This window comes from Enterococcus termitis, from assembly GCF_001730305.1.
In the GTDB taxonomy this organism is placed as follows: domain Bacteria; phylum Bacillota; class Bacilli; order Lactobacillales; family Enterococcaceae; genus Enterococcus_L; species Enterococcus_L termitis.
This window is the reverse complement of the sequence record NZ_MIJY01000046.1, coordinates 86,890-108,158: the sequence shown is the minus strand read 5'-3', so window position 1 is coordinate 108,158 and position 21,269 is coordinate 86,890. Positions and strand designations below refer to the sequence as shown.

Annotated in this window: 21 protein-coding genes and 1 other annotated feature; of the genes, 7 read left to right on the top strand and 14 right to left on the bottom strand. The window is 38.2% G+C overall.

What is annotated here, in order from left to right:
* Nucleotides 1-97 precede the first annotated feature (97 nt).
* The gene (locus tag BCR25_RS18305; RefSeq protein WP_069665055.1) at nt 98-532 is read right to left on the bottom strand and encodes an NUDIX hydrolase; all 435 of its coding nucleotides are present in this window, start codon (nt 530-532) and stop codon (nt 98-100) included.
* Nucleotides 533-698: 166 nt separating this feature from the next.
* Here BCR25_RS18305 and gloA point away from each other — a divergent pair, with 166 nt between their 5' ends.
* Together gloA and BCR25_RS18295 are read left to right on the top strand one after the other, a co-directional pair.
* Nucleotides 699-1,073 (top strand): lactoylglutathione lyase, encoded by a 375-nt coding sequence (gloA, locus tag BCR25_RS18300; protein WP_069665054.1) that lies wholly within the window; start codon nt 699-701, stop codon nt 1,071-1,073.
* Nucleotides 1,074-1,200: 127 nt separating this feature from the next.
* Complete coding sequence (locus BCR25_RS18295; RefSeq protein WP_069665053.1) at nt 1,201-1,920, top strand: gamma-glutamyl-gamma-aminobutyrate hydrolase family protein; 720 nt, start codon at nt 1,201-1,203, stop codon at nt 1,918-1,920.
* Between the two features lie 77 nt (nt 1,921-1,997).
* Here BCR25_RS18295 and BCR25_RS18290 read toward each other — a convergent pair whose 3' ends face one another.
* Nucleotides 1,998-2,822 carry an aldo/keto reductase gene (locus tag BCR25_RS18290; protein WP_069665052.1) on the bottom strand — a complete coding sequence of 275 codons (825 nt, stop codon included), beginning with the start codon at nt 2,820-2,822 and terminating at the stop codon, nt 1,998-2,000.
* A gap of 154 nt (nt 2,823-2,976) precedes the next feature.
* Nucleotides 2,977-3,993, bottom strand: coding sequence for a branched-chain amino acid aminotransferase (locus BCR25_RS18285; protein ID WP_069665051.1), 1,017 nt, complete (start codon nt 3,991-3,993; stop codon nt 2,977-2,979).
* A gap of 166 nt (nt 3,994-4,159) precedes the next feature.
* Between BCR25_RS18285 and BCR25_RS18280 the strand changes: the two genes are divergently transcribed.
* Nucleotides 4,160-5,092 carry a mechanosensitive ion channel family protein gene (locus BCR25_RS18280; RefSeq protein ID WP_069665160.1) on the top strand — a complete coding sequence of 311 codons (933 nt, stop codon included), beginning with the start codon at nt 4,160-4,162 and terminating at the stop codon, nt 5,090-5,092.
* 57 nt (nt 5,093-5,149) lie between these two features.
* On the opposite strand, the gene BCR25_RS18275 is transcribed toward BCR25_RS18280, so the two are convergent.
* The 9 genes from BCR25_RS18275 to racE form a co-directional block, all read right to left on the bottom strand.
* Nucleotides 5,150-6,283, bottom strand: coding sequence for an N-acetyldiaminopimelate deacetylase (locus tag BCR25_RS18275; protein ID WP_069665050.1), 1,134 nt, complete (start codon nt 6,281-6,283; stop codon nt 5,150-5,152).
* Nucleotides 6,284-6,485: 202 nt separating this feature from the next.
* Nucleotides 6,486-7,691, bottom strand: a complete 1,206-nt coding sequence (locus tag BCR25_RS18270; protein ID WP_069665049.1) for an ABC transporter permease — start codon at nt 7,689-7,691, stop codon at nt 6,486-6,488.
* Nucleotides 7,688-8,368, bottom strand: coding sequence for an ABC transporter ATP-binding protein (locus tag BCR25_RS18265; RefSeq protein ID WP_069665048.1), 681 nt, complete (start codon nt 8,366-8,368; stop codon nt 7,688-7,690). Before BCR25_RS18265 ends, BCR25_RS18270 begins: the two co-directional genes overlap by 4 nt.
* Nucleotides 8,361-9,512 (bottom strand): efflux RND transporter periplasmic adaptor subunit, encoded by a 1,152-nt coding sequence (locus BCR25_RS18260; protein WP_069665047.1) that lies wholly within the window; start codon nt 9,510-9,512, stop codon nt 8,361-8,363. The genes BCR25_RS18265 and BCR25_RS18260 overlap by 8 nt, the downstream gene beginning before the upstream one ends.
* A gap of 186 nt (nt 9,513-9,698) precedes the next feature.
* The gene (gene dapD / locus BCR25_RS18255) at nt 9,699-10,400 is read right to left on the bottom strand and encodes a 2,3,4,5-tetrahydropyridine-2,6-dicarboxylate N-acetyltransferase (RefSeq protein ID WP_069665046.1); all 702 of its coding nucleotides are present in this window, start codon (nt 10,398-10,400) and stop codon (nt 9,699-9,701) included.
* A 75-nt stretch (nt 10,401-10,475) separates the two neighbouring features.
* Nucleotides 10,476-10,973, bottom strand: coding sequence for a cyclic-di-AMP-binding protein CbpB (gene cbpB / locus BCR25_RS18250; protein WP_069665045.1), 498 nt, complete (start codon nt 10,971-10,973; stop codon nt 10,476-10,478).
* Nucleotides 10,974-11,163: 190 nt separating this feature from the next.
* Nucleotides 11,164-11,676 (bottom strand): metallophosphoesterase, encoded by a 513-nt coding sequence (locus BCR25_RS18245; RefSeq protein WP_069665044.1) that lies wholly within the window; start codon nt 11,674-11,676, stop codon nt 11,164-11,166.
* 10 nt (nt 11,677-11,686) lie between these two features.
* On the bottom strand, nt 11,687-13,036 hold the full coding sequence (gene rph / locus BCR25_RS18240; protein ID WP_069665043.1) for a ribonuclease PH: 1,350 nt from the start codon (nt 13,034-13,036) through the stop codon (nt 11,687-11,689).
* On the bottom strand, nt 13,029-13,859 hold the full coding sequence (gene racE / locus BCR25_RS18235; RefSeq protein WP_379974907.1) for a glutamate racemase: 831 nt from the start codon (nt 13,857-13,859) through the stop codon (nt 13,029-13,031). The genes rph and racE overlap by 8 nt, the downstream gene beginning before the upstream one ends.
* Before the next feature lie 409 nt (nt 13,860-14,268).
* On the opposite strand from racE, the gene BCR25_RS18230 reads away from it, so the two are divergent.
* From BCR25_RS18230 to BCR25_RS18215, 4 genes are read left to right on the top strand one after another with little or no spacing between them, the layout of a single operon-like run.
* Nucleotides 14,269-14,997 (top strand): amino acid ABC transporter ATP-binding protein, encoded by a 729-nt coding sequence (locus BCR25_RS18230; RefSeq protein ID WP_069665041.1) that lies wholly within the window; start codon nt 14,269-14,271, stop codon nt 14,995-14,997.
* Nucleotides 14,998-15,024: 27 nt separating this feature from the next.
* On the top strand, nt 15,025-15,846 hold the full coding sequence (locus BCR25_RS18225) for a transporter substrate-binding domain-containing protein (protein WP_069665040.1): 822 nt from the start codon (nt 15,025-15,027) through the stop codon (nt 15,844-15,846).
* A 48-nt stretch (nt 15,847-15,894) separates the two neighbouring features.
* The gene (locus BCR25_RS18220) at nt 15,895-16,593 is read left to right on the top strand and encodes an amino acid ABC transporter permease (RefSeq protein WP_069665039.1); all 699 of its coding nucleotides are present in this window, start codon (nt 15,895-15,897) and stop codon (nt 16,591-16,593) included.
* Nucleotides 16,594-16,623: 30 nt separating this feature from the next.
* Complete coding sequence (locus BCR25_RS18215) at nt 16,624-17,262, top strand: amino acid ABC transporter permease (RefSeq protein WP_069665159.1); 639 nt, start codon at nt 16,624-16,626, stop codon at nt 17,260-17,262.
* A gap of 207 nt (nt 17,263-17,469) precedes the next feature.
* On the opposite strand, the gene pheT is transcribed toward BCR25_RS18215, so the two are convergent.
* On the bottom strand, nt 17,470-19,893 hold the full coding sequence (gene pheT / locus BCR25_RS18210; protein ID WP_069665038.1) for a phenylalanine--tRNA ligase subunit beta: 2,424 nt from the start codon (nt 19,891-19,893) through the stop codon (nt 17,470-17,472).
* A 6-nt stretch (nt 19,894-19,899) separates the two neighbouring features.
* The gene (gene pheS, locus BCR25_RS18205; protein ID WP_069665037.1) at nt 19,900-20,946 is read right to left on the bottom strand and encodes a phenylalanine--tRNA ligase subunit alpha; all 1,047 of its coding nucleotides are present in this window, start codon (nt 20,944-20,946) and stop codon (nt 19,900-19,902) included.
* A gap of 84 nt (nt 20,947-21,030) precedes the next feature.
* Nucleotides 21,031-21,239: a binding site (T-box leader), on the bottom strand.
* Nucleotides 21,240-21,269: the final 30 nt, after the last annotated feature.

Here is a 21,269-nt window from a genome sequence, read left to right as displayed (position 1 = left end):
CTTCTTTCATCACAACATGTAAAACGCTGCGTAAACTCATTATTATTCACAGTGTTTCTTAAATTTCTATCTCTTCAATTTTTGAATGCATTGGCGTTCATTGCCATTTTTTTACTGCCCACTTATGACTACCGCGTTTTAGTAAAGAGATCCCTTCTTCAACACTTACCCAGCGAATCTCGTTTGTCTTTTCTAGTGGCTCACAAACCTGCTTCCACTCATCAGCCACAAAAAAATAGCCTGGATTATAATAATCCGTACAGCGATGCCGTGAATGGAAATATTCATCTGCTTGACCTAAATACTCACCAATCACAACTTCAATCCCCAACTCTTCCAGCATTTCACGATTGATCGCTGCTTCCTTGGTTTCTCCTTGTTCAATTTCTCCACCAGGTAAAAAATAAGCCCCATTCGGTGCTTGGATTAAAACAATCTCACTATTATCATTTCTAGACACAATAATATAGGCACCCAGCCTTTTTTTATAAACCAACGTTTCCGATTTTTCACCGAATGACGGTATTTCCATAAAAACAGCTCCTTTACATTTAACTCAATTTTACATGAGAATTTTCTAATGAACAAGTATTATCTTGTCTTTTAAATCCCATTCACTGTTAAGTCTATGCTACTATATGAGTATCGACAGATTTTTATCTGTGATATATTTTTATTTTGAAAGGAAGATGCCGCATATGAAAATGGCCCATACTTGTGTACGTGTCAAAGATTTAGACGCGTCACTGGAATTTTATCAAAAAGCGTTCAACTTTGAAGAAAGTCGTCGCCGTGATTTTCCAGAACATAAATTTACGCTAGTGTATTTAACATTACCGGGTGATGCGTACGAGCTTGAATTAACGTATAACTATGACCACGAAGCATACGACTTAGGAGATGGTTACGGTCATATTGCTATTAGCACGGATGAAATCGAAAAACTGCACGAAGAACAAAAAAATGCTGGTTTTAACGTTACTGATATGAAAGGTTTGCCTGGCACTCCTCCATCGTATTACTTCATCACTGATCCTGATGGATATAAAATTGAAGTGATCCGAGCTCGTTAATCAAACTCAGAAGCACTTTTAGGCCTCTTGCCTAGTTGTGCTTCTTTTTAATGGGCGAGCCATTTAACTTTCTTTTTTGAGAAACAATGATAAACTAATGCTACAGAACTAATAAGGATGTGATTTCATGCAAAAAGTTATCGGCATAGCCGCTAACCAAATTATTCATTCCGTTGATGTTTTTCACGGAAACCACGTATCATATACACCGCAAGGATTCGTAACAGCTGTACAACAAGCTGGAGGATTGCCGCTTGTTTTACCTATAGATTCACCAGAAGCTGCAAAAGCATATATTGCGAAAATCGATAAATTATTATTAGCTGGAGGACAAGATATCTCACCTGATTTATACGGTGAAGCCCCTCATCCAAAGCTTCAAGAAACCAATCGAAATCGTGATGAATTTGAACTTGCGTTGATCAAAGAAGCAATCAAACAAAACAAACCTATCTTTGCGGTTTGTAGAGGCATGCAGTTGATCAATGTTGCTTTAGGCGGTACGCTGTATCAAGATCTTTCTCTATATTCTAACTGGGAGATCAAGCATACCCAAGAACCAACACTGCCTCAATTTGCTACTCATGAGGTAAACGTTCAGCAGGATAGTTTACTTTATCCGTTATTAGGTGAACAAGCACAAGTCAATTCCTATCATCATCAAGCCGTTCACAAATTAGCAGAATCATTGAAAATCAGTGCTGTTTCTTCTGATGGATTAATAGAAGGAATTGAGTCGATTGATCCTGAACAACGCATTTTAGGGGTTCAATGGCACCCAGAACTACGTTTCGATGTAGAGCCAAAAGAGTTTGGACTATTTGATTATTTTGTCAATTCACTATGATAGTTAACAAAAAAGGAGCAAGACTGAAGGATATTTTTCAGTCTTGCCCCTTTTTCATTAAAAAAACTACTTATTTTTTAGAAATCAAAATTATCTGGATCTGGTCCTAAACGTTCATTTGTATTTAATTGATTAATTTGTTCAAGTTCATCTTCCGTTAGTTCAAAATCAAATACATCAAAATTTTGTTTAATACGATCCTTGTGTACGGATTTAGGAATCACAATGATGTCGTTTTGAAGATGCCAGCGGATGATTACTTGTGCGGCAGTCTTATCGTATTTTTTCCCAATTTCAACTAAAACAGGATTTTCTAGAATTTTCCCTTGGCCTAAAGGTGACCACGCTTCTGCCGCAATAGAATGATCTGCTAGAAAACGGCGTAAAGGCTCTTGTGTCAATGTTGGATGAATTTCAATCTGATCTACGGCTGGTGAAACGGTGGCATCTTTCAACAGTTCTTCAAGATGGTGCTCATGAAAATTAGAAACACCTATCGCTTTTGCACGACCGCTGCGATAAATTTCTTCCATCGCCCGCCAAGAGTCCTTATATTTGCCTTCTACTGGCCAGTGAATCAAGTATAGATCAACGTAATCTAAATCAAGTCTTTTTAAACTTTCATCAAACGCTTTTAGTGTTGATTCATATCCTTGATCAGCATTCCATAATTTAGTAGTGACGAAAATCTCTTCTCTGGGCACACCAGATTCGCGGATTCCTTTACCTACACCTGCTTCGTTTTTATACGCTGCAGCAGTATCGATCAAACGATACCCACTTTCCAGCGCCCATTTCACAGAATCGACTGCTTCTGTTCCGTCCTCCACTTTCCAGACACCTAATCCTAAACGTGGAATAACTGAACCATTTGCTAATTTTTTTGTTGTTTCAAAAGTCATGTAACCATCATTCCTTTCTATCAAAATAGCTTCTTATTTTATTATACTCCTAAAAAGTCTAGATGGAAAAGCTAAGAATTTTCTTCATCAATATAAAAAGACGGAAATCACGCATACATCGTCATTTCCGTCTTATAGAAAAAGTGTTATCAGATTATACTGTTATATTTCTGATCCAATCAGCTGGATCTGGAAGGTCTCCAAATTGAATACCTGTCAATTCATCATAGAGCTTTTGAGTAACTGGTCCAACTTCAGTCTCACTGTAAAACACATGAAACTCATCTTGGGTCTGAATACCTCCAATTGGAGAAATCACAGCGGCTGTTCCGCAAGCACCAGCCTCTTTATACTGATCAAGAGAATCAAGATATACATCTTCTTCTGCTGCTTCTAATCCAAGATTATGCTCAGCCAAGTATAGTAATGAATATTTCGTGATACTTGGTAAAATCGAAGGAGACAATGGTGTGACAAATCGATCATCTTTTGTGATCCCGAAGAAATTGGCTGAACCTACTTCTTCAATTTTTGTATGGGTTGCAGGATCTAAATAGATACAGTCTGAAAAGCTTCTTTCCTTCGCTTCTTCACCTGGTAATAAACTTGCTGCATAGTTGCCGCCCACTTTAATTGCTCCGGTTCCTTGTGGTGCAGCACGATCATAGTCAGAGACAATAAAGTTCGTCGGAACCAAACCACCTTTAAAGTAAGCACCGACCGGCATACAAAAGACTGTAAATAGATATTCTGGAGCAGGATGCACACCGATCCCTTGACCTACACCGATCAATAAAGGTCTAATGTAAAGTGTGCCTCCACTTCCATAGGGCGGGACAAATGCTTCATTTGCTTTGACAACTTCTTCAACTGCTTGAATAAATTTCTCTTCTGGAACCTCTGCCATCAAAAGACGCTTAGCACTTCGATTCATTCGTTTAGCATTTTCATCTACTCTGAATAAATTGATAGAACCATCCTTGCAGCGATAGGCTTTAAGCCCTTCAAAGCACTGTTGTCCATAATGAAGCGCAGCGGAGCCTTCGTGCAGATGAAGAACATTGTCCTCTGTCAGCTTTCCATCGTCCCATTGGCCGTCTTTCCACATTGAAATATAGCGAAATGGTGTTTTTATATAATCAAAGCCTAAATTATTCCAGTCTAATGTCATACGATCACTCCTTATTTTCAGAATATTGTAACACATTCCCAATCATTTTGTTAACCTTTTTTCAGAAATAATTACATCTTTTTTCAATTTAAAGTATACTATTACTATGACAGAAAAAAACTCGTTTCTGATCAAGACAAATTTTAAAAAGAAAGTTGGGCTACCCTTGTTTATTGTTGGACAATCCGTTTCTACTGAAACATTAGACAGCACTGTAGATTCCGTCGTAGATATAAAAGCGGCAACTGAAACTAAAATCAATGCGCTCCAACGCTTTTGGAACAATATCAATTGGGATCAAATCTTAGCTACCGTGATCGAAAAAACGATTTACTTACTTTTATTGATTTTACTTTTTGTCATTCTTAATCGAGTGGGCAAGTTATTGATTGATCGTGCTTATAGCAACTATAGTAAAAAGCAATCCTTTAGTGAAAGCCGTTTAAAAACCTTGCATACCTTGATCAACAATGCCTTTCAATACACGCTGTTTTTCTTTTTCATCTATTCCTTATTAACAACTGTTGGCGTGCCAGTGGGCTCGTTGTTGGCAGGTGCCGGGATTGCTGGTGTCGCCATTGGTTTAGGGGCACAAGGATTCATGAACGATATTATTACTGGCTTTTTTATCATTTTGGAGCAGCAAATGGACGTAGGTGATTATGTCCGCTTAACTGCCTTAGGAATCGAAGGCACTGTGACTTCTGTCGGCTTACGAACGATTCAAATGAAGGCGCTGGACGGCACCGTTCATTTCATTCCTAATCGCAATATCACTACGATCAGCAATCTTTCTCGTTCAAATATGCAAGTCTTAATCGATGTCCGCATCATGCCCGATGAAGGCTATGATCAAATCATAACGATCATCGATCAAGTAAATCAAGAATTGAAAGAAAAATTTTCTGAAAGCATTCAATCTGGACCAACTATCTTTGGTATGGTCGATCTCGGCAATGGAAATTTTGCCGTTCGTACGACAATGTATGTTTTAAATGGAAAGCAAGCGACGATCAGAGAAGAATTTTTAGCTCAATACGTCAAAAAACTTTCTGAAGCAGATTTCACTATACCAAACACACCGATCACTCTAAAATAATAATGAATAAGACAAGAACAGAAGCCTTTTTTATGCATCAGCTTCTGCTCTTGTCTTTTATTTTTCACTATCTAAGGATTTTAAAAATGCAGCAATATGTTTTACTGCCAAAGGAATCGCCTCTTCTTTTGGATCAAACTTTGCAGAATGCAGCCCATAGGGACTATCGACGCCCAGCCAAAACATTGTGCCTGGAACTTTTGATAACAAATAACCAAAATCTTCCCCTGTCATTGCAACACCTGCTTCATAGAAAGAAACACCCTTCTCTTTTTCCATAAATGACATAAATCGTTCGGTCGTTTCTCGATCATTGATAACCGGAACGTAGCCTTTTTGATCTAAAAAAACGTCCACTTCACAGTTAAACGATTTTGCAATTCCTTCGCCAATTTCTCTGACTCTTTTTTGCGTCAATTGATTCATTTCTTCAGTCAAGGTTCGAATCGTGCCGGTAATTTTAGCTTCTCCTGCTATCACATTTGTGGCACTTCCGGCATTAAACGTTCCGAAGGTTACAACGGCTCCTTCTACAGGATTTACATTGCGACTCACAATCGTTTGTGCTTGCTGAACAAAGCTCATGCCAGCCACTAGCATATCGTTTGAATCTTGAGGAAACGCCGCATGTCCCCCTTTCCCATTCAATGTAACGTGTATTTCGCAAGTAGCAGCAAACAATGTTCCCACTTTGGTAGTAATCGTTCCCACTGGTAAATCAGGATTGACATGCAAGCCGTAAAATTCATTCGGCAGCCAATCACCGAATGCTCCGCCATCATACATCAACATGCCGCCAGCTTCATTTTCTTCCGCTGGCTGAAAAAGAAACAAATAATTGTTTTCAGGCTGCTCTTGGGCCATTTTCTCTAATAAGCCTAAAGCAATCGTCATATGAAAATCGTGACCACAAGCATGCATGTATCCCTTATAAATCGATTGAAAATCGGACGCCACTTCCTCTGTGATTGGTAGACCATCAATATCTGCTCGCCAGCCAATCGTTTTTTTCGGAGCCTTTCCGTGCACAAAAACTAAGATCCCAGTTTGCCAAGTTTTTGTTTCTACATATTCTTTATCGATCAAGCGAATATACGCCAATAATTTCTCTTGTGTCTTTACTTCTTCTAATCCGATTTCTGGTATTTGGTGCAATTCTCTACGAATGTCTATCAATTGGTCGTTAATCAATATATATCTGCCTCTTTTCTATTCTTAAGACATATTGTTCAACAAAAAAAGACATCTGTCAATCTATCACTCATAGAGCTTGCTATTTTTTGTAAAAAAACGTGAGTGGGACATAACTCTTCGAGTCATGTCCCACTCACTTGGAATCCGAATAAACGCTGGAATCAGAAGCACTCTCTCTTCTGTCCTATTCTTTTTACTTCTATTTCATTATATCGATCAAATCTTTTTTAGAAGCCGCAGAAGCTGGCATATAACTAAAGGCAATTCCGATCAAAGCTGAAATTCCGACTGCCAAGGAAATCGTAAATAAATCTGGACGTACAGCAAACGGAAGAAAAATCGATGTCAACAGCCCTAAAAGCATGCCTAATAAATAACCGATCAGACCACCAAGTAAGGTGAGCGTCAGTCCTTCAGCTAGGAATTGTTTTCGGATATCCTTTTCAGTTGCTCCTAATGCCCGCCTAATGCCGATTTCTTTGGTTCGTTCAGAAACGGAGATATACATCATATTCATCACGCCGACACCTGCAATAAATAATGATATTCCTGCTACCGCTGAAATAAACAACGTCAAGTTATCTAAAATCTTACCCATTTCCGCGATAGTTGATTTCGGATTGTATTGTTCATATTCTCCTACATTTCTCAAACTACCATTGAAATTTAGCTGTTTCAATACTTCTGAAGTAACTCGCTCCTTTTCACTACTGTCCTCCACTTCCAAATTCAAAATGGACTGACTGTCTGCTTTTTTAAAGTAATGATCGTAACTTTTAATTGGAAAATACGCCAATGCCGACTGATTTTCCATTGATAATGTTCCGTTTTTGTTTGCGATCACACCAACAATCGTGAACAATTCATTCATTAGTTCAAACCCTTTACCGACTGCTTGCTTTGCGTCACCGTATAGCTTTTGTGCCAAAATCTCATCAATGACAACAACCTTATTCAAGGTCTCACTGTCTTTTGGTTCAAGCTGTCGACCAGCAACTAATGGTTCTGTTGTTTGTTCAACACGTTCCACATTTTTCGTTAGTTTTTTCCCTCGAATATAGATTTCCACTTGACGCTCACTTAGCTTTTGCTTCGGTTCATAAAAATCAACCTTTTTAACGCCCTTGATATTCTTGATCAAGTCAAGATCACTTTTTTTGAATACTTCTTTTTCACTTAATGCATTAGAAATATCATAATAACTAAAGGTAAGATTATTGACTGTTTCTTTTGTATTCGTCATCGACATCTTATCGATCATATCCCGCTTAAAACCATTACCAATAGAAACGATCGTAATAACAGATGCAATACCAATAATGATGCCGAACATCGTAAGAAAGCTGCGTTTTTTGTTTTTCAGAATTGATTTTAATGCGGTTTTCCAGAGAACAATATTTTTCATTTAATCAACTCCTCTTCAATGATTTCACCATCTTTTACTCGAATTAAACGATCGCAATAAGAGACCATTTCAGGGTTATGTGTAACTAAAATGATCGTGGCACCTTCCGTTCGATTCAAGTCTTGAAATAACTGCATAATATCCTCGGAAGTTTTTGAGTCTAATGCTCCAGTTGGTTCGTCTGCAATGATGAATCGAGGCGAGTTGACGATCGCTCTGGCAATCGCGATTCGTTGTTGCTGTCCACCGGAAAGTTGCTTTGGGTATTTATTCCCTTTATCGCCCAAACCAACTTTTTCTAAGACTTCCTGAACTCGCGCTTTGGTATTTTCATAGGCCGATCCATTATACAGTAAAGGCAATTCAATATTTTCAAAAACAGTATTGTTCTCGATTAAACTGAAATTTTGAAAAACAAAACCAACCGACCGATTCCGAATAGCTGAAAGGTCTTTATCTGAAAAGTCAGTGATCTCTTTTCCTTCAAAAAGATATTTCCCTTCGAACTTTTTATCGATAAAGCCGATTAAGTTGATCAACGTTGATTTACCCGAACCAGAAGGGCCCATGACTGCAACGAACTCTTTTTCTTTGATTTCGAAATTAATGTCTTTTAATACATGGAGTTTTTCTTCTTCTAAAGAATAATATTTATTGATATGTTCTAGCTTAATCATTTTCAACCACCTGCACTTCTGCATCGTTTTTCAATGATTCATCGGGATTATCAATGATCTTCATTCCTTTAGAAATTCCTGATTCTACGATCTTAGCATTATTTACCTCTGTAAATTTCACTTCTGTTTTTTTCGCTCGACCATTTTTATAGACATAGACAAAGGTTTGTTTACCTTCAGTGATGACCGCATTTTCAGGGACTATCAATTGTGGCTGCTGCAATGAAACTTGAACTGAAGAACCGTATGCCCAAGGAAAATCTCCTTCTACTGTAAATTCGTAAGCTGGGATTTCAGCTTCTCCACCTTTTCCAGTTTTTGGTAATTGGTTGATGCTATTTATTTTACCTTGTACCACCTGGTTAGACCCAATTGATGTAACGCTGACTTCTTGACCTGTCTTTAGCTTCGTTAAATCATATTCTGTTACTGTTCCCTTGATTTGTTTTGTTTTGCTCAAAACTTGAACTAAAGGTGTATCCAATGATTTTTTGCCTGCTTCATTAACAATCGCGATTCCATCTTGTGTAGCATTAACTGTTGTAGAAACTTTGCCTTGTTCTGATTCAAGTGCAGCTGCTTCATCATTGACCTCTGTGTTTGCTAGTTCTAATGCTTGTTGCGCTTGAACCACTTCACTATTAGCAGCGCTTAATTCTGACTTTTGTTGTTCAACCTTGCTCTTTAAGGTTTCTTTGTTCTCGGGATCCGCTTCACGATCCAGCTCTGCTCTACTTTGGTTCAATGCTGCTTGCGCTTCATTGTATTTCGTTTGAGCACGGGTTAAATTTTGAGTTGCCTGTTGCGCAGATAGACTGCTCTTGTTGACTGCTCGCTGCTGTTGATCCGCTCTTGTTTGTGCCTCACCATTTTGATAGTTCACTAAGGCTTCTCCTGCTTTGACTTCTTGCTCGTTTTTGACTGGTATTGATGCAACAGTTCCTAAGGCTTGATCATAAAAAATATCTTCTGTTTGCATCGCTTTGACCTCTCCTTTTAATACAAGAGGATCAAGTGGTTCCAACGTAAACGCACTATAACTAGGCTCAGTTTCTTTATTTGAAGAAGAGTATAAAATATAACCTCCGATCCCTAAACTAATGATCACTCCGCCAATAACCCATTTTATTTTTTTGTTCTTCATAATTACTATTCCTCCTACAATCTGTATATAACTGATTATAAAGAATTACGAAGTATTCAAACAGCGAATGGGCGAACAGTTTCCTTACATAATTGAAAGCTTAATATAACACCAAAAAAAGGTTAAGCAAGACAGCTTCAAACGCCTCACTTAACCTTTTTATAAACTCAATCAACAGGTGGATGACTACAGCTTACGTAACTCTTCCAGCATCGTTGTTTTACTTTTTGTTTTTTCGTCAATATCTTTGATTTTTCTAGCGGGAACTCCAGCCACAACCGTATAAGGTGCAACATCATCTACAACGATCGCTCCTGCCGCTACAACTGCTCCTTCACCGACTCGAACGCCTTCTAGGACAACCGCATTAGCACCGATCAAAACATTGTCTTCAATGATCACAGGTTGAGCACTTGGAGGTTCCACTACACCCGCCAGCACTGTTCCAGCACCAATATGACATTGTTTTCCAACCGTTGCTCGTCCGCCTAAAATAGCACCCATATCGATCATCGTACCTTCGCCGATCACTGCACCAATATTGATCACTGCACCCATCATGATTACTGCTTGATCACCGATTTCGACTTGATCACGAATGATCGCTCCTGGTTCGATACGTGCGTTGATTTCTTTAATATCAAGCATCGGAATCGCTGAATTGCGAGCGTCATTTTCAACAACATAGTCGTCGATCAATGATTTATACTCTTCTAAAAATGCTTTTATATCTTCCCATTCCCCGAATAAAGTGCCTGTTTTACAATTAGTAAAAGCTTTGACCGTGTCTGGAAATGTTACCTCTTTCAATTTACCCTTCAACGTAACTTTTACAGGTGTTTTCTTTGTTGCATTGCCAATATAATTGATAATTTCGTATGCGTCCATCCTCTAACTCCCTTCAAACGTAACTGTAAATTAATCATTCTACAGATTTTTAGCTTAACAGAAAAAGGAAAAAAATCAAACAACTTTTATTTCTCTTGGGTCTTCTTCTGATTTCGGTAAAATGACATTCTTACGTTCTAATTCGTGTGCCATATGATTGATCGCCTTAAGCAGTTCTTTGCGTGTAATGATCCCTTTAAAGCACTGATTATCATCGACAACAGGTAAAAATGCTGCATCCACCAGTAAATGTAAAATGTCTTCTAATTCCCATTGCTCACCGATCACAGGAACATTGACTTCCATCACATCAGCAACTGTAAATTCTTTTAATTTATCAAAATCAACAGATGTAATATCAAACATCTTATCGACAACATCTGATAAACTGATCAACCCAACAAAACGGTCACCTTTATCTAAAACCGGAATTTTTGAATATTTTACTTGTGATAACACTAATAGTGCATGACTAAGCGGATTTAAACACATCACATTTGCGACATTTTCCGCAGGTATTAAAAATGTTTCTTTCTTTTCTAATAACAATTCTTTTACAGCAGTTCCAATCATTGGAGTGCCTCCATTTCATTTTCTTTGCCACGAATACTATTTTACCGAAAACAGATGCGAATGTCATGAAATTCAAACTTTTTTCATAACTCTTAATAAAAATTAAGTTTTGCGCACAGATTCTTCATGTTTGCAAAAGAAAACAAGGCAAAACGATTTTGACGTTGTTCCCTTGTTTTTTTTAGTATTATTATTTAGAGAAAGTAAAAGATAGTTCTTTAAACGGCTGATGATCACGCCCAAAATACTGTACATAATAATGATCTGCAGTACTTTCAATCATAGCATACGATTTTAGCTGAATCGGTCCTCTTGGTTGACTGATACTTCCAGGATTCAAGTATAAGATATTTGCTCGTACCTCACAGCCAATTTCGTGAGTATGACCGAACAACGCAATATTTGCTGATTCCTCTGCAGCCTGCATGGCAAGTGTCGTTAAACCAAAACGCACATTTGCCAAATGTCCATGGGTCATAAAAATTCTGTCTATTTCAGTTTGCTCAACGATTTGATTTGGAAATTCTGGATCATAATCACAGTTTCCTTTGACCACGATAAAATCCTGCCACAACACATCGGTCGGTTCTAATTCTGAATCACCACAATGAAACATACGATCTACTTTTCCACGATAGGTATCAGCTAAATCGACCAGAATGTCACGATCTCCATGGTTATCACTTACAACTAGATACTTCATTGACTACCTCCTATTTTTTCAACCAATTTTCCCATTGATTTTTTAGTTTCGCTACTGCTTTGCCTCTATGACTAATTTCATTTTTTCGTTCATCTGAAAGTTCTGCAGCTGTTTTTTGCTCTTCCTCTACGAAAAACAACGGATCGTAGCCAAAGCCATTTTCGCCTCGCGGAATCGTACCAATTTTTCCAGACCAATCACCATCAACAACTAAACTTTCTTTATCAGGTGCTGCAAAAACAAGAGTGCAGTGGAAAGTCGCTGTTCGCTGTTCAGATGGTATACCAGTCATTTCATGAAGTAGTTTGGCATTATTGGCAGCATTATTGGTTGGCTCGCCTGCAAATCGGGCAGAAAAAATACCTGGACGTCCATCAAGTGCATCTACGATCAATCCAGAATCATCTGCTAAAACAGGTTGCTGTAAAATCTCAGCAATCGTCTCTGCTTTCAATCGAGCATTTTCTTCAAAGGTCTTTCCCGTCTCCTCTACATCAGGAAGTTCAGGATAATCTAGTAAAGTTTTTACTTGATAGCCCTTTTCAGCAAAAATCTTAGTAAATTCTTTTGCTTTCCCCGGATTACGAGTAGCGATGACGATCGTTTTTTCCTCTGCCAAATAATCTGCTGGTACATTTGGTCCAGCTAAAGCTTCTTTTTGATAAGCGATCAATTCTTCAATACCAGTCTTTCCATAAAAAAGCAGTGCATTTAGTTCATCACCAGAAAAAGTTGCTTCTTCTCCCGTTCCTTGGAGCTCAACAAAATTTCCAGATTCTGTCATTACCAAATTCATATCTACTGCAGCAGCTGAATCTTCCTCATAATCCAAATCCAAGACACAGTAGCCATCTGACAAGATCCCAGCACTGACTGCTGCTAAATATTCCTTGATCGGATCTTCTTTAAGTTCTCCTCTTTTGAGCAAATTGTCTATTGCTAGCTTCATCGCAACAAATGCTCCAGTGATACTTGCTGTACGAGTACCTCCGTCTGCTTGTACAACATCACAATCTACGATGATGCTGCGCTCTCCAAGCTTGGTCAAGTCGACTACCGCTCGTAAAGAACGACCAATCAAGCGTTGAATTTCCATTGTTCTGCCAGTTAGTTTGCCCTTTGCACTTTCACGAATATTACGTGTATTTGTTGCCCTAGGCAACATACTGTATTCAGCTGTTACCCATCCTGTGCCTTCGCCTCTCAGAAATGGCGGCACTTTTTCTTCCACTGTTGCCGAGCAAATAACTGTCGTATCACCGAAGGAAATAACTACGGAACCTTCTGGATGCTTATATACATTTGTCTCGATTGTGACTTTTCTTAATTCTTTGGCTTGTCTGCCATCATGTCTATTCAATATGTGTTCCTCCTAAACGAATTTGATTGATATCAAGTGTTCCTAACTTTAACCATTCATCTGCAATTTCCTTAAACATTTTTGCTGAACCAGTTGTATAAAATTCATGCGATAGCTGTTTTTTTTGCAGGCTATTGGCAAGATCAAAGTAATCTAACAACATGCTGACCTCACTTACCGTTTCTGCTCCAGAATCGATCAATTTCACTTGGTTACCCATAACGTTTTGGATCAAAGGACGTAATAATGGATAATGTGTACAGCCTAAAATCAGAGTATCTAGCTGTTTTAATAGCAAAGGATTCAAGGTTTCAGATACGACCTTTTTAGCAACTGAAGAGTGTGTTTCATTACTTTCTACAATTGGAACAAATTTAGGACAGGCTAAACTCGTAACGATCGTTTTTGGCGCCTTTGCTTGCAGTGCCTGCTCATAAGCACCACTTTTGATCGTTCCCGCTGTACCAATCACTCCAACACGATTATTTTTCGTGGCTTTCAATGCTGCTCTAGTTCCCGGTAATATTACCCCAACAACAGGGATATCCAACTGGGCCTTTATCTGTTCAAGCGCAACAGCTGTTGCTGTATTGCATGCAATCACTAACATCTTTATATTTTTTTCTAGCAGAAAATTGGTCATTTCCCATGTAAATTGAACCACTTGCTCAGCCGGTCTTGGACCATATGGGCATCTTGCGGTATCACCTAAATAAATTAAACGCTCATTTGGAAGCTGCTTTAACGCTTCTTTTACTACTGTGAGTCCGCCAACGCCGGAATCGATAAAACCTATCGCTTCATGATTATTCAAATTGATCAAACCTTTACTGTATATTTCATTATCCCTATTTTCTACTTTTTAGCTCTTTATTTCAAGTTTTATTCCTACACTCCTCCTATTATATCATTCTTGTATCTTCTTTTTATTGAATTTCATATGATCTTTAGAAAAAAAACTGGTAATCTCTTTTTTCATATGTTACAATTTATAACATTAACAAATGAATAGAATTATGATTATTAGATTAGATATAAAGGAAAAATGTTTTTATAAAGAGAATATTACATTAGAAGTTATCTGTCACTATCCCTATTAACAAGCGGATTAACCGTTTTCTTACTAATGTCAGTAAATTAGTTTTATTCATCTTTGCACATTTTCTTTTACTATCTCTCATTATGATCACTCGATATTCATGTGACAAATCTATACATAAAGGAGATTAACTATGATTTCGTTGGAACATGTCAATAAGTTTTTTGGAGAACATCATGTTTTGAAAGATGTCTCATTAAATGTCAACGAAGGAGAAAAGATCGTTATCATCGGTCCTTCCGGATCAGGTAAAAGTACATTGATCCGCTGCATCAACCGCTTAGAAAAAGTGAGTGATGGACATATTTTTGTTGACGGTATCGATATAACTGAACCAAAAGCTCCTGTACAGGAAGTGCGTCAAAAAGTAGCCATGGTATTTCAAAATTTCAATCTTTATGCACACAAAACGATTATCCAAAATTTAACTCTTGCCCCAATCAAAGTTAAAGGAGTTAGCAAAGAAGAAGCGACTAAAACTGGAATGGAGTATTTAGAACGTGTCGGACTTGCAGACAAAGCACACGCCTATCCTTCTCAACTTTCAGGAGGACAACAACAGCGTGTCGCTATCGCTCGAGCTTTAAACATGCATCCAGAGATTATTTTATTTGATGAACCCACTTCAGCCTTAGATCCAGAAATGATCCAAGAAGTTCTTGATGTCATGATCGATTTGTCCAAGCAAAATATTACCATGATTTGTGTGACCCATGAAATGGGCTTTGCCCGTCAAGTAGCCGATCAAGTGATTTTCATGGACGACGGTCAAATCATCGAAACTGGAACACCAGAACATTTCTTTACAAACACCCAAAATGAACGAGCCAAAGAATTTTTGAGTAAGATCATTCATAACTAACTATTAAAAACTAGGAGGAACTAAAATATGAAAAAGATGAAAAAAATCGTAGGTGCCCTTTCTCTCGCTTTACTACTCGGTGTTTTTGTTGGCTGCGGCAGCGGCAATGATCAAGGTTCCGCTGATTCATCCAGCAAAGGTACGACTGATTTACAAAAAATCAAAGACGCAGGTGTTATCAAAGTTGGGGTAAAAGAAGATGTTCCTAATTTTGGCTATATGAATCCTGATACCAATAAAAATGAAGGGATGGAACCTGATATTGCTCGTTTAATTGCGAAAGAATTAACAGGAAGCGAAGAAAATGTTGAATTTGTCGGTGTTACCGCAAAAACACGCGGTCCTTTATTGGATAATGGTGAGTTAGATATGGTGATTGCAACTTTTACAATCACAGATGAACGAAAAGAAACATACAACTTCACCACTCCTTACTATAAAGATGAAGTTGGTTTCCTTGTAAGAAAAGCAGATAATTTTACAGATACAAAAAGTTTAGATGGCAAAACGATTGGCGTGGTTCAATCTGCAACAACTAAAGAAGCCATCGAAAAACAAGCACAAGAACTTGGTGTTACCTTTAAATACCAAGAACTTGGCTCATATCCAGAATTAAAAACAGCACTGACTTCTAAACGAATCGATGCGTTTTCAGTGGATAAATCAATTCTGACTGGCTATGTTGACGACAACACCGAAATTCTTAAAGATGGTTTCTCGCCTCAAGAATACGGAATTGCTACTAAAAAAACCAATACAGAATTAAGTGATTTCTTAGACGAATCTATTGAAAAATGGGAAAAAGATGGAACTTTAGAAAAAATCTACAAAACATGGAATCTAAACTAAATCCCTAATCGATTTTATTTAGCTTTTCTGGAACCGGGAGGGAAATAGATGTTGATTATATTAAATGCTGGTCCTTTTGCTCTTTATCGTTGGGAAGCGTTGCTTAAGGACTGGAAACTGTTTGGTAATGCCTTTATATACACGATTCTTTTGGCAATCGGGTCTTTGCTCGTTGCCATGATTCTTGGAATTATTTTTGGTAGTTTATCTTCTATGCACACTAAATTACCAAAAATATTCAGCAGAATTTACGTTGAATTCTTTCAAAATACACCTTTATTGATTCAATTTATTGTTGTTTATTACGGTTTTCCACTGATCAGTCCAGCGCTAACTTTTCCAACAACGTTTATTGCGATTCTTTGTGTTGGTCTTTATCATGGTGCCTATATCTCAGAAGTTGTTCGTTCTGGTATTGGCGCCGTTCCAAAAGGTCAGTTCGAAGCAGCCTATTCTCAAGGTTTTTCCTATGGTGAAACCATGCGTTACGTTGTATTACCTCAAGCTTGGCGCATCATGTTGCCGCCTTTGACCAATCAGGTGGTCAACTTGATTAAAAACACGTCGACCGTTGCCATTATTTCTGGCGCTGATGTGATGTTCACTGCAAACAGCTGGTCATCTATTAATTTAAATTACATTCCAGCTTTTGCTGTAGCAGGATTTTTGTACTTTATCCTTTGTTTCCCCTTAGCTAAATTAGCTCGGCGACTCGAAGAAAACAACAAGAAAGCTTATACCAGATAGGAGGATGCAAACATGTCTTTTTCAGAACAAATGAGTCAACTTTTGACAGGGAATAATTTGCGTTTCTTATTCGATGGCTTGAAGCTTACTCTGTATATTTCTTTTGTCGCTATTGTCTTAAGTACGATCTTTGGTACTATTTTAGCTGTGCTAAGAAATCAGAAAAAAGGACCTTTTAAATTTTTAGCAAGCCTTTATATCGAAATCGTCCGCAATATCCCTAATTTACTTTGGATCTACGTAATTTTTCTGATTTTCAAAATCAAATCTACACCTGCCGGCATCGTTAGTTTTACTGTTTTTACCACAGCTGCACTGGCAGAGATCATTCGTGGTGGTTTAAATGGTGTAGACAAAGGTCAAAAAGAAGCTGCCCGTTCGCAAGGTTTTAGTAATTTTCAGATCATTTTGCACATCGTCTTACCTCAAGCAATCCGAAATGTCCTTCCTGCGATCGTGTCACAATTTGTCACAGTGATCAAAGATACAAGTTTCTTGTATTCCGTAATTGCCTTGCAGGAGCTATTCGGAAAATCATATATCTTGATGGGACGATACGCTCAAACTGAACAAGTATTCATGATTTATGGGCTTGTAGCACTGATGTATTTCGTAATCAATTTTGTCATCTCTCAATTTTCTCGATGGTTATCAAGAAACTGGGTTTAAAACGAATAGAAAAACCGTTAGTGAAATAGTTGTAAATTATAAGGACCATGATATAACCCTAAAGGTTATATCATGGTCCTTTAAAATTTGAATAAACAGTGTTAAAAAAGCACCGCCTTCAGAAAAAGAAACTGACATTGTTGTGAAACACAGCGAACTATGCGCACATGTAGAACAATACTTACTACACTGCATCTCAATCACTAATTATCTAATCGTTACATTGAATGCTTCAATTAAAGCTTTTTCAACTTTTGCTAGAGATTTATTGATTTCTTCATCCACTAATGTCGCTTCAGCATTAACAAACGTCAAGCTGTACGCCATCGATTTTTTATCATCAGCAATATTTGCACCTTGATATACATCGAATAAATGGACAGACTGCAAGTATTTTCCGGCATTTTCAGTAATCACTTCGACTAGCTCTTGATTTGTGACTGTTTCATCTACTAATAAGGCAATATCTCTGGAAATTGCTGGGAATTTAGTTACAGGTTGATAGACAAAGGAATGCGTATTTGCTTCAACTAGCGCCTTTACATTCAATTCAGCAACATATGTTTCTGGAATGTCATACTCTTTTGCAATCGAAGGATGAACTTGCCCAATGAAACCAATGACTGTTTCGTTCAATTTTACTTTTGCAGTACGTCCCGGATGTAATTCAGCATAATCATCGACCGCTTCATAGCTGATCGAATCAGCAAGACCAATTGAATCAAACATTACTTCCAACATTCCTTTAATTGTGTAAAAATCAACTGGAACTTCTTTTGTTTGCCAATCCTTAACCGTTTGATTACCTGATAGAGCAACTGCTAAATGATTTTCTTCGTATGGAAGCTCTTGTGCTTCTTCTTCATTTCGGTAAAATACTCGTCCGATTTCGTAAAGGCCGATATTGGTATTTTTCCGTGCCGTATTATAGGCAACATCATCAAGCAATCCTGAAACTAAGTTCATTCTCAAGACCGAACGTTCTTCACTCATCGGCCATTGTAAGCGTGTTGGCTGACTTTTTCTCATCATAAACTGACTGGATTTATTCTCGGTCGTCAACGCGTAACTAATTGCTTCACTTAATCCGCATCCTTCTAATAGACCTTTGATTTTACGTACCAGCTGTTGACCGCTAGTTAAGCTGCCAGCAACGGTTTCACCTTTCGGTAAGGTTGAAGGAAGATTGTCATAACCATAAATCCGTGCAACTTCTTCAATCAAATCAGCTTCGATCGTGATATCCCAGCGTCTTGGCGGAACAGTTACTCCGTATGTTTCATCGTCTACTGTGTACTCAAATCCTAATGTTTCAAAAATTTCATTGACCGTTGCTAAATCTAACGAGGTTCCTAAATATTTATTGATTCTTGAAAGTGTTACACTGACTGTGATTTCATCAAGTTTAACTTCAGAACCAACAGCCGTACCAGAAACAACAGTTCCACCAGCCAATTTTGCGATCATCGCAGCCGCAACATCTCCTGCTTGGCCGATCGTTGCTTGATTGATTCCTTTTTCGAAACGGCTAGATGATTCGCTACGCAAGTTAAATTCTTTAGACGTTTTACGAATAGATACAGCATCGAACAAAGCAGCTTCCAGCGCAACAGTTGTTGTACCATCTGTAATCTCTGAATCTGCGCCGCCCATTACACCAGCAAGCGCCACCGGACTCTTTCCGTTTGTAATAACGATATTTTCGTTTGACAGTTCTCTTTTTTCACCATCTAATGTTACTAGTTCTTCCCCAGCATTTCCGCGTCTCACAAGGATCTTTTTACTCGCTAATTTATCGTAGTCAAATGCATGCAGTGGCTGACCGAACAGCAACAGAATATAATTGGTTACATCCACAACATTATTGATTGGACGAATCCCTTCATTCATTAAACGGTTTTGCAGCCAAAGAGGACTTTCCGCAATCGTTACATCTTTGATGATTCTAATCTGATACGCAGGTGTATCGGTTGTATCCTTGACTTCAACATCGATATAATCAGAAGCCGATTCGGTTGAATCTTCTTTTAAAGGCTCATCGTTAAATGTTGGCGTCTGACGATAGATTGCTCCAACTTCATAGGCTACACCACGCATACTTAATGCATCGGCACGATTAGGTGTGATCGATAACTCAATGATGGAGTCATCCATATCTAAATAAGAAAAAACATCACTGCCGTTCACTGCATCTTGAGGCATATAATAAATTCCATCAGCGTAGGCTTTAGGGATTACATTGTCTGAATAGCCCAGTTCTTGAAGCGAACAGATCATTCCGTTTGAGACTTCGCCTCTCATCTTCCCTTTTTTGATTTTTTGGTTTCCTGTGATTCGAGAGCCAGGTAAAGCAACGATGACCTTGATCCCTGCTTTTACATTGGGTGCACCACAAACGATTTGAGACAGTTCTTCTTCGCCTATATCCACTTGGCAAATTGATAAGTGATCTGAATCAGGATGAGGAATGCATTCTTTAACCTCACCGACAACTATTTTTTTCAAGCCTTCTTGCGGTACTTCTACTCCTTCAACTTCGATCCCTGTTAAAGACATTTGGTCTGATAATTCTTTGGCAGAAATCTTGGAAAGATCTAAATATTCACTTAACCATTTATAAGAAACTAACATCGTCGATTACTCCTTTACCTTAAATTGATTTAAGAAACGCAAATCATTTTGATAGAAATTACGGATATCATTTACACCATAACGCAGCATAGCTACACGATCTGGTCCCATTCCAAAAGCAAAACCAGTGTATTCATCTGGATCGATGCCAGACATTTTCAGCACATCCGGATGAACCATGCCGGCACCCAAAATTTCAATCCAGCCAGTATGCTTACATACATTACAACCTGCACCGCCGCATTTGAAACAGCTGACATCCACCTCAACTGAAGGTTCAGTAAATGGGAAGTAGCTTGGGCGTAAACGAATACTACGATCTGCACCAAACATTTTTTTCATAACTACTTCTAGTGTTCCTTTAAGATCGCCCATCGTGATGTTTTTATCAATGACAAGACCTTCGATTTGATGGAACTGGTGACTGTGTGTGGCATCGTCTGTATCTCTACGGAAAACTTTTCCGGGAGAAATCATACGCAGTGCACCTTTTGAGAAATCATGTTTTTCCATAGTACGTGCCTGAACTGGTGACGTATGTGTACGAATCAACGTTTCATCTGTAATATAAAAAGTGTCCTGCATATCACGTGCTGGATGGTCTTTAGGTAAATTCATCCGTTCAAAATTATAATGATCTGATTCCACTTCATAGCCTTCAACGATTTGATAGCCCATACCGATAAAAATATCTTCGATTTCTTCCATTACTTGAGATAAAACATGACGTGTGCCATGTGTGTGTTGTTTACCGGGAAGGGTAACATCGATCGTTTCTTGTTCAAGAGCAGCATTCAAAGCAGCAGCTTCCAGAACTTCTTTCCGTGATTCAACAGCCTCTGTTAGCAAATCACGAATCTCATTGGCAAAGCTTCCTACAACTGGTCGCTCTTCTGCCGATAAATCTTTCATTCCTCTCAATACTTCTGTGATCGGTCCTTTTTTTCCTAGTGTTTCCACTCTGATTTGATTCAAGGCACTAAGATCAGCAACTTGTTGAATCTTGGTTAATGTGTCATCTCTTAATGCTTCTAACTGAGCCTTCAATGTCATTTCTTCTATTCCTTTCTTTCGTTTGATTGATTGGTTGAGTTTTCATTTATTCGTAAAACTAAAAAACGATAGCCCGCTCCTTTACTAAGGAACGAGCTATCGTGTTACCATCCTACTTCATGACAAAAAGCCATGCACTCAATTTTAATAACGGCTTTCACCGGTCTGCTTTTTGGAGCAGACAAACTCCGGAAGTGAACTTCATTTTTCGATAATGTAATCTGTTTTCAGTCTAAGACAGATTCTCCCTGGAACATATCAGCCAAACTACTCTTTTCCATCAACGTTAAATTTATCCAATTGAGTACAGTTTACAAGAAGTT

Excerpts from the sequence above, each read along its gene's own strand:
- BCR25_RS18305 (WP_069665055.1), bottom strand. The coding sequence starts at position 532 with ATGGAAATACCGTCATTCGGTGAAAAATCGGAAACGTTGGTTTATAAA.
- gloA (WP_069665054.1), top strand. The coding sequence starts at position 699 with ATGAAAATGGCCCATACTTGTGTACGTGTCAAAGATTTAGACGCGTCA.
- BCR25_RS18295 (WP_069665053.1), top strand. The coding sequence starts at position 1,201 with ATGCAAAAAGTTATCGGCATAGCCGCTAACCAAATTATTCATTCCGTT.
- BCR25_RS18290 (WP_069665052.1), bottom strand. The coding sequence starts at position 2,822 with ATGACTTTTGAAACAACAAAAAAATTAGCAAATGGTTCAGTTATTCCA.
- BCR25_RS18285 (WP_069665051.1), bottom strand. The coding sequence starts at position 3,993 with ATGACATTAGACTGGAATAATTTAGGCTTTGATTATATAAAAACACCA.
- BCR25_RS18270 (WP_069665049.1), bottom strand. The coding sequence starts at position 7,691 with ATGAAAAATATTGTTCTCTGGAAAACCGCATTAAAATCAATTCTGAAA.
- BCR25_RS18265 (WP_069665048.1), bottom strand. The coding sequence starts at position 8,368 with ATGATTAAGCTAGAACATATCAATAAATATTATTCTTTAGAAGAAGAA.
- BCR25_RS18260 (WP_069665047.1), bottom strand. The coding sequence starts at position 9,512 with ATGAAGAACAAAAAAATAAAATGGGTTATTGGCGGAGTGATCATTAGT.
- dapD (WP_069665046.1), bottom strand. The coding sequence starts at position 10,400 with ATGGACGCATACGAAATTATCAATTATATTGGCAATGCAACAAAGAAA.
- cbpB (WP_069665045.1), bottom strand. The coding sequence starts at position 10,973 with ATGATTGGAACTGCTGTAAAAGAATTGTTATTAGAAAAGAAAGAAACA.
- BCR25_RS18245 (WP_069665044.1), bottom strand. The coding sequence starts at position 11,676 with ATGAAGTATCTAGTTGTAAGTGATAACCATGGAGATCGTGACATTCTG.
- BCR25_RS18230 (WP_069665041.1), top strand. The coding sequence starts at position 14,269 with ATGATTTCGTTGGAACATGTCAATAAGTTTTTTGGAGAACATCATGTT.
- BCR25_RS18225 (WP_069665040.1), top strand. The coding sequence starts at position 15,025 with ATGAAAAAGATGAAAAAAATCGTAGGTGCCCTTTCTCTCGCTTTACTA.
- BCR25_RS18220 (WP_069665039.1), top strand. The coding sequence starts at position 15,895 with ATGTTGATTATATTAAATGCTGGTCCTTTTGCTCTTTATCGTTGGGAA.
- BCR25_RS18215 (WP_069665159.1), top strand. The coding sequence starts at position 16,624 with ATGAGTCAACTTTTGACAGGGAATAATTTGCGTTTCTTATTCGATGGC.
- pheT (WP_069665038.1), bottom strand. The coding sequence starts at position 19,893 with ATGTTAGTTTCTTATAAATGGTTAAGTGAATATTTAGATCTTTCCAAG.
- pheS (WP_069665037.1), bottom strand. The coding sequence starts at position 20,946 with ATGACATTGAAGGCTCAGTTAGAAGCATTAAGAGATGACACATTAACC.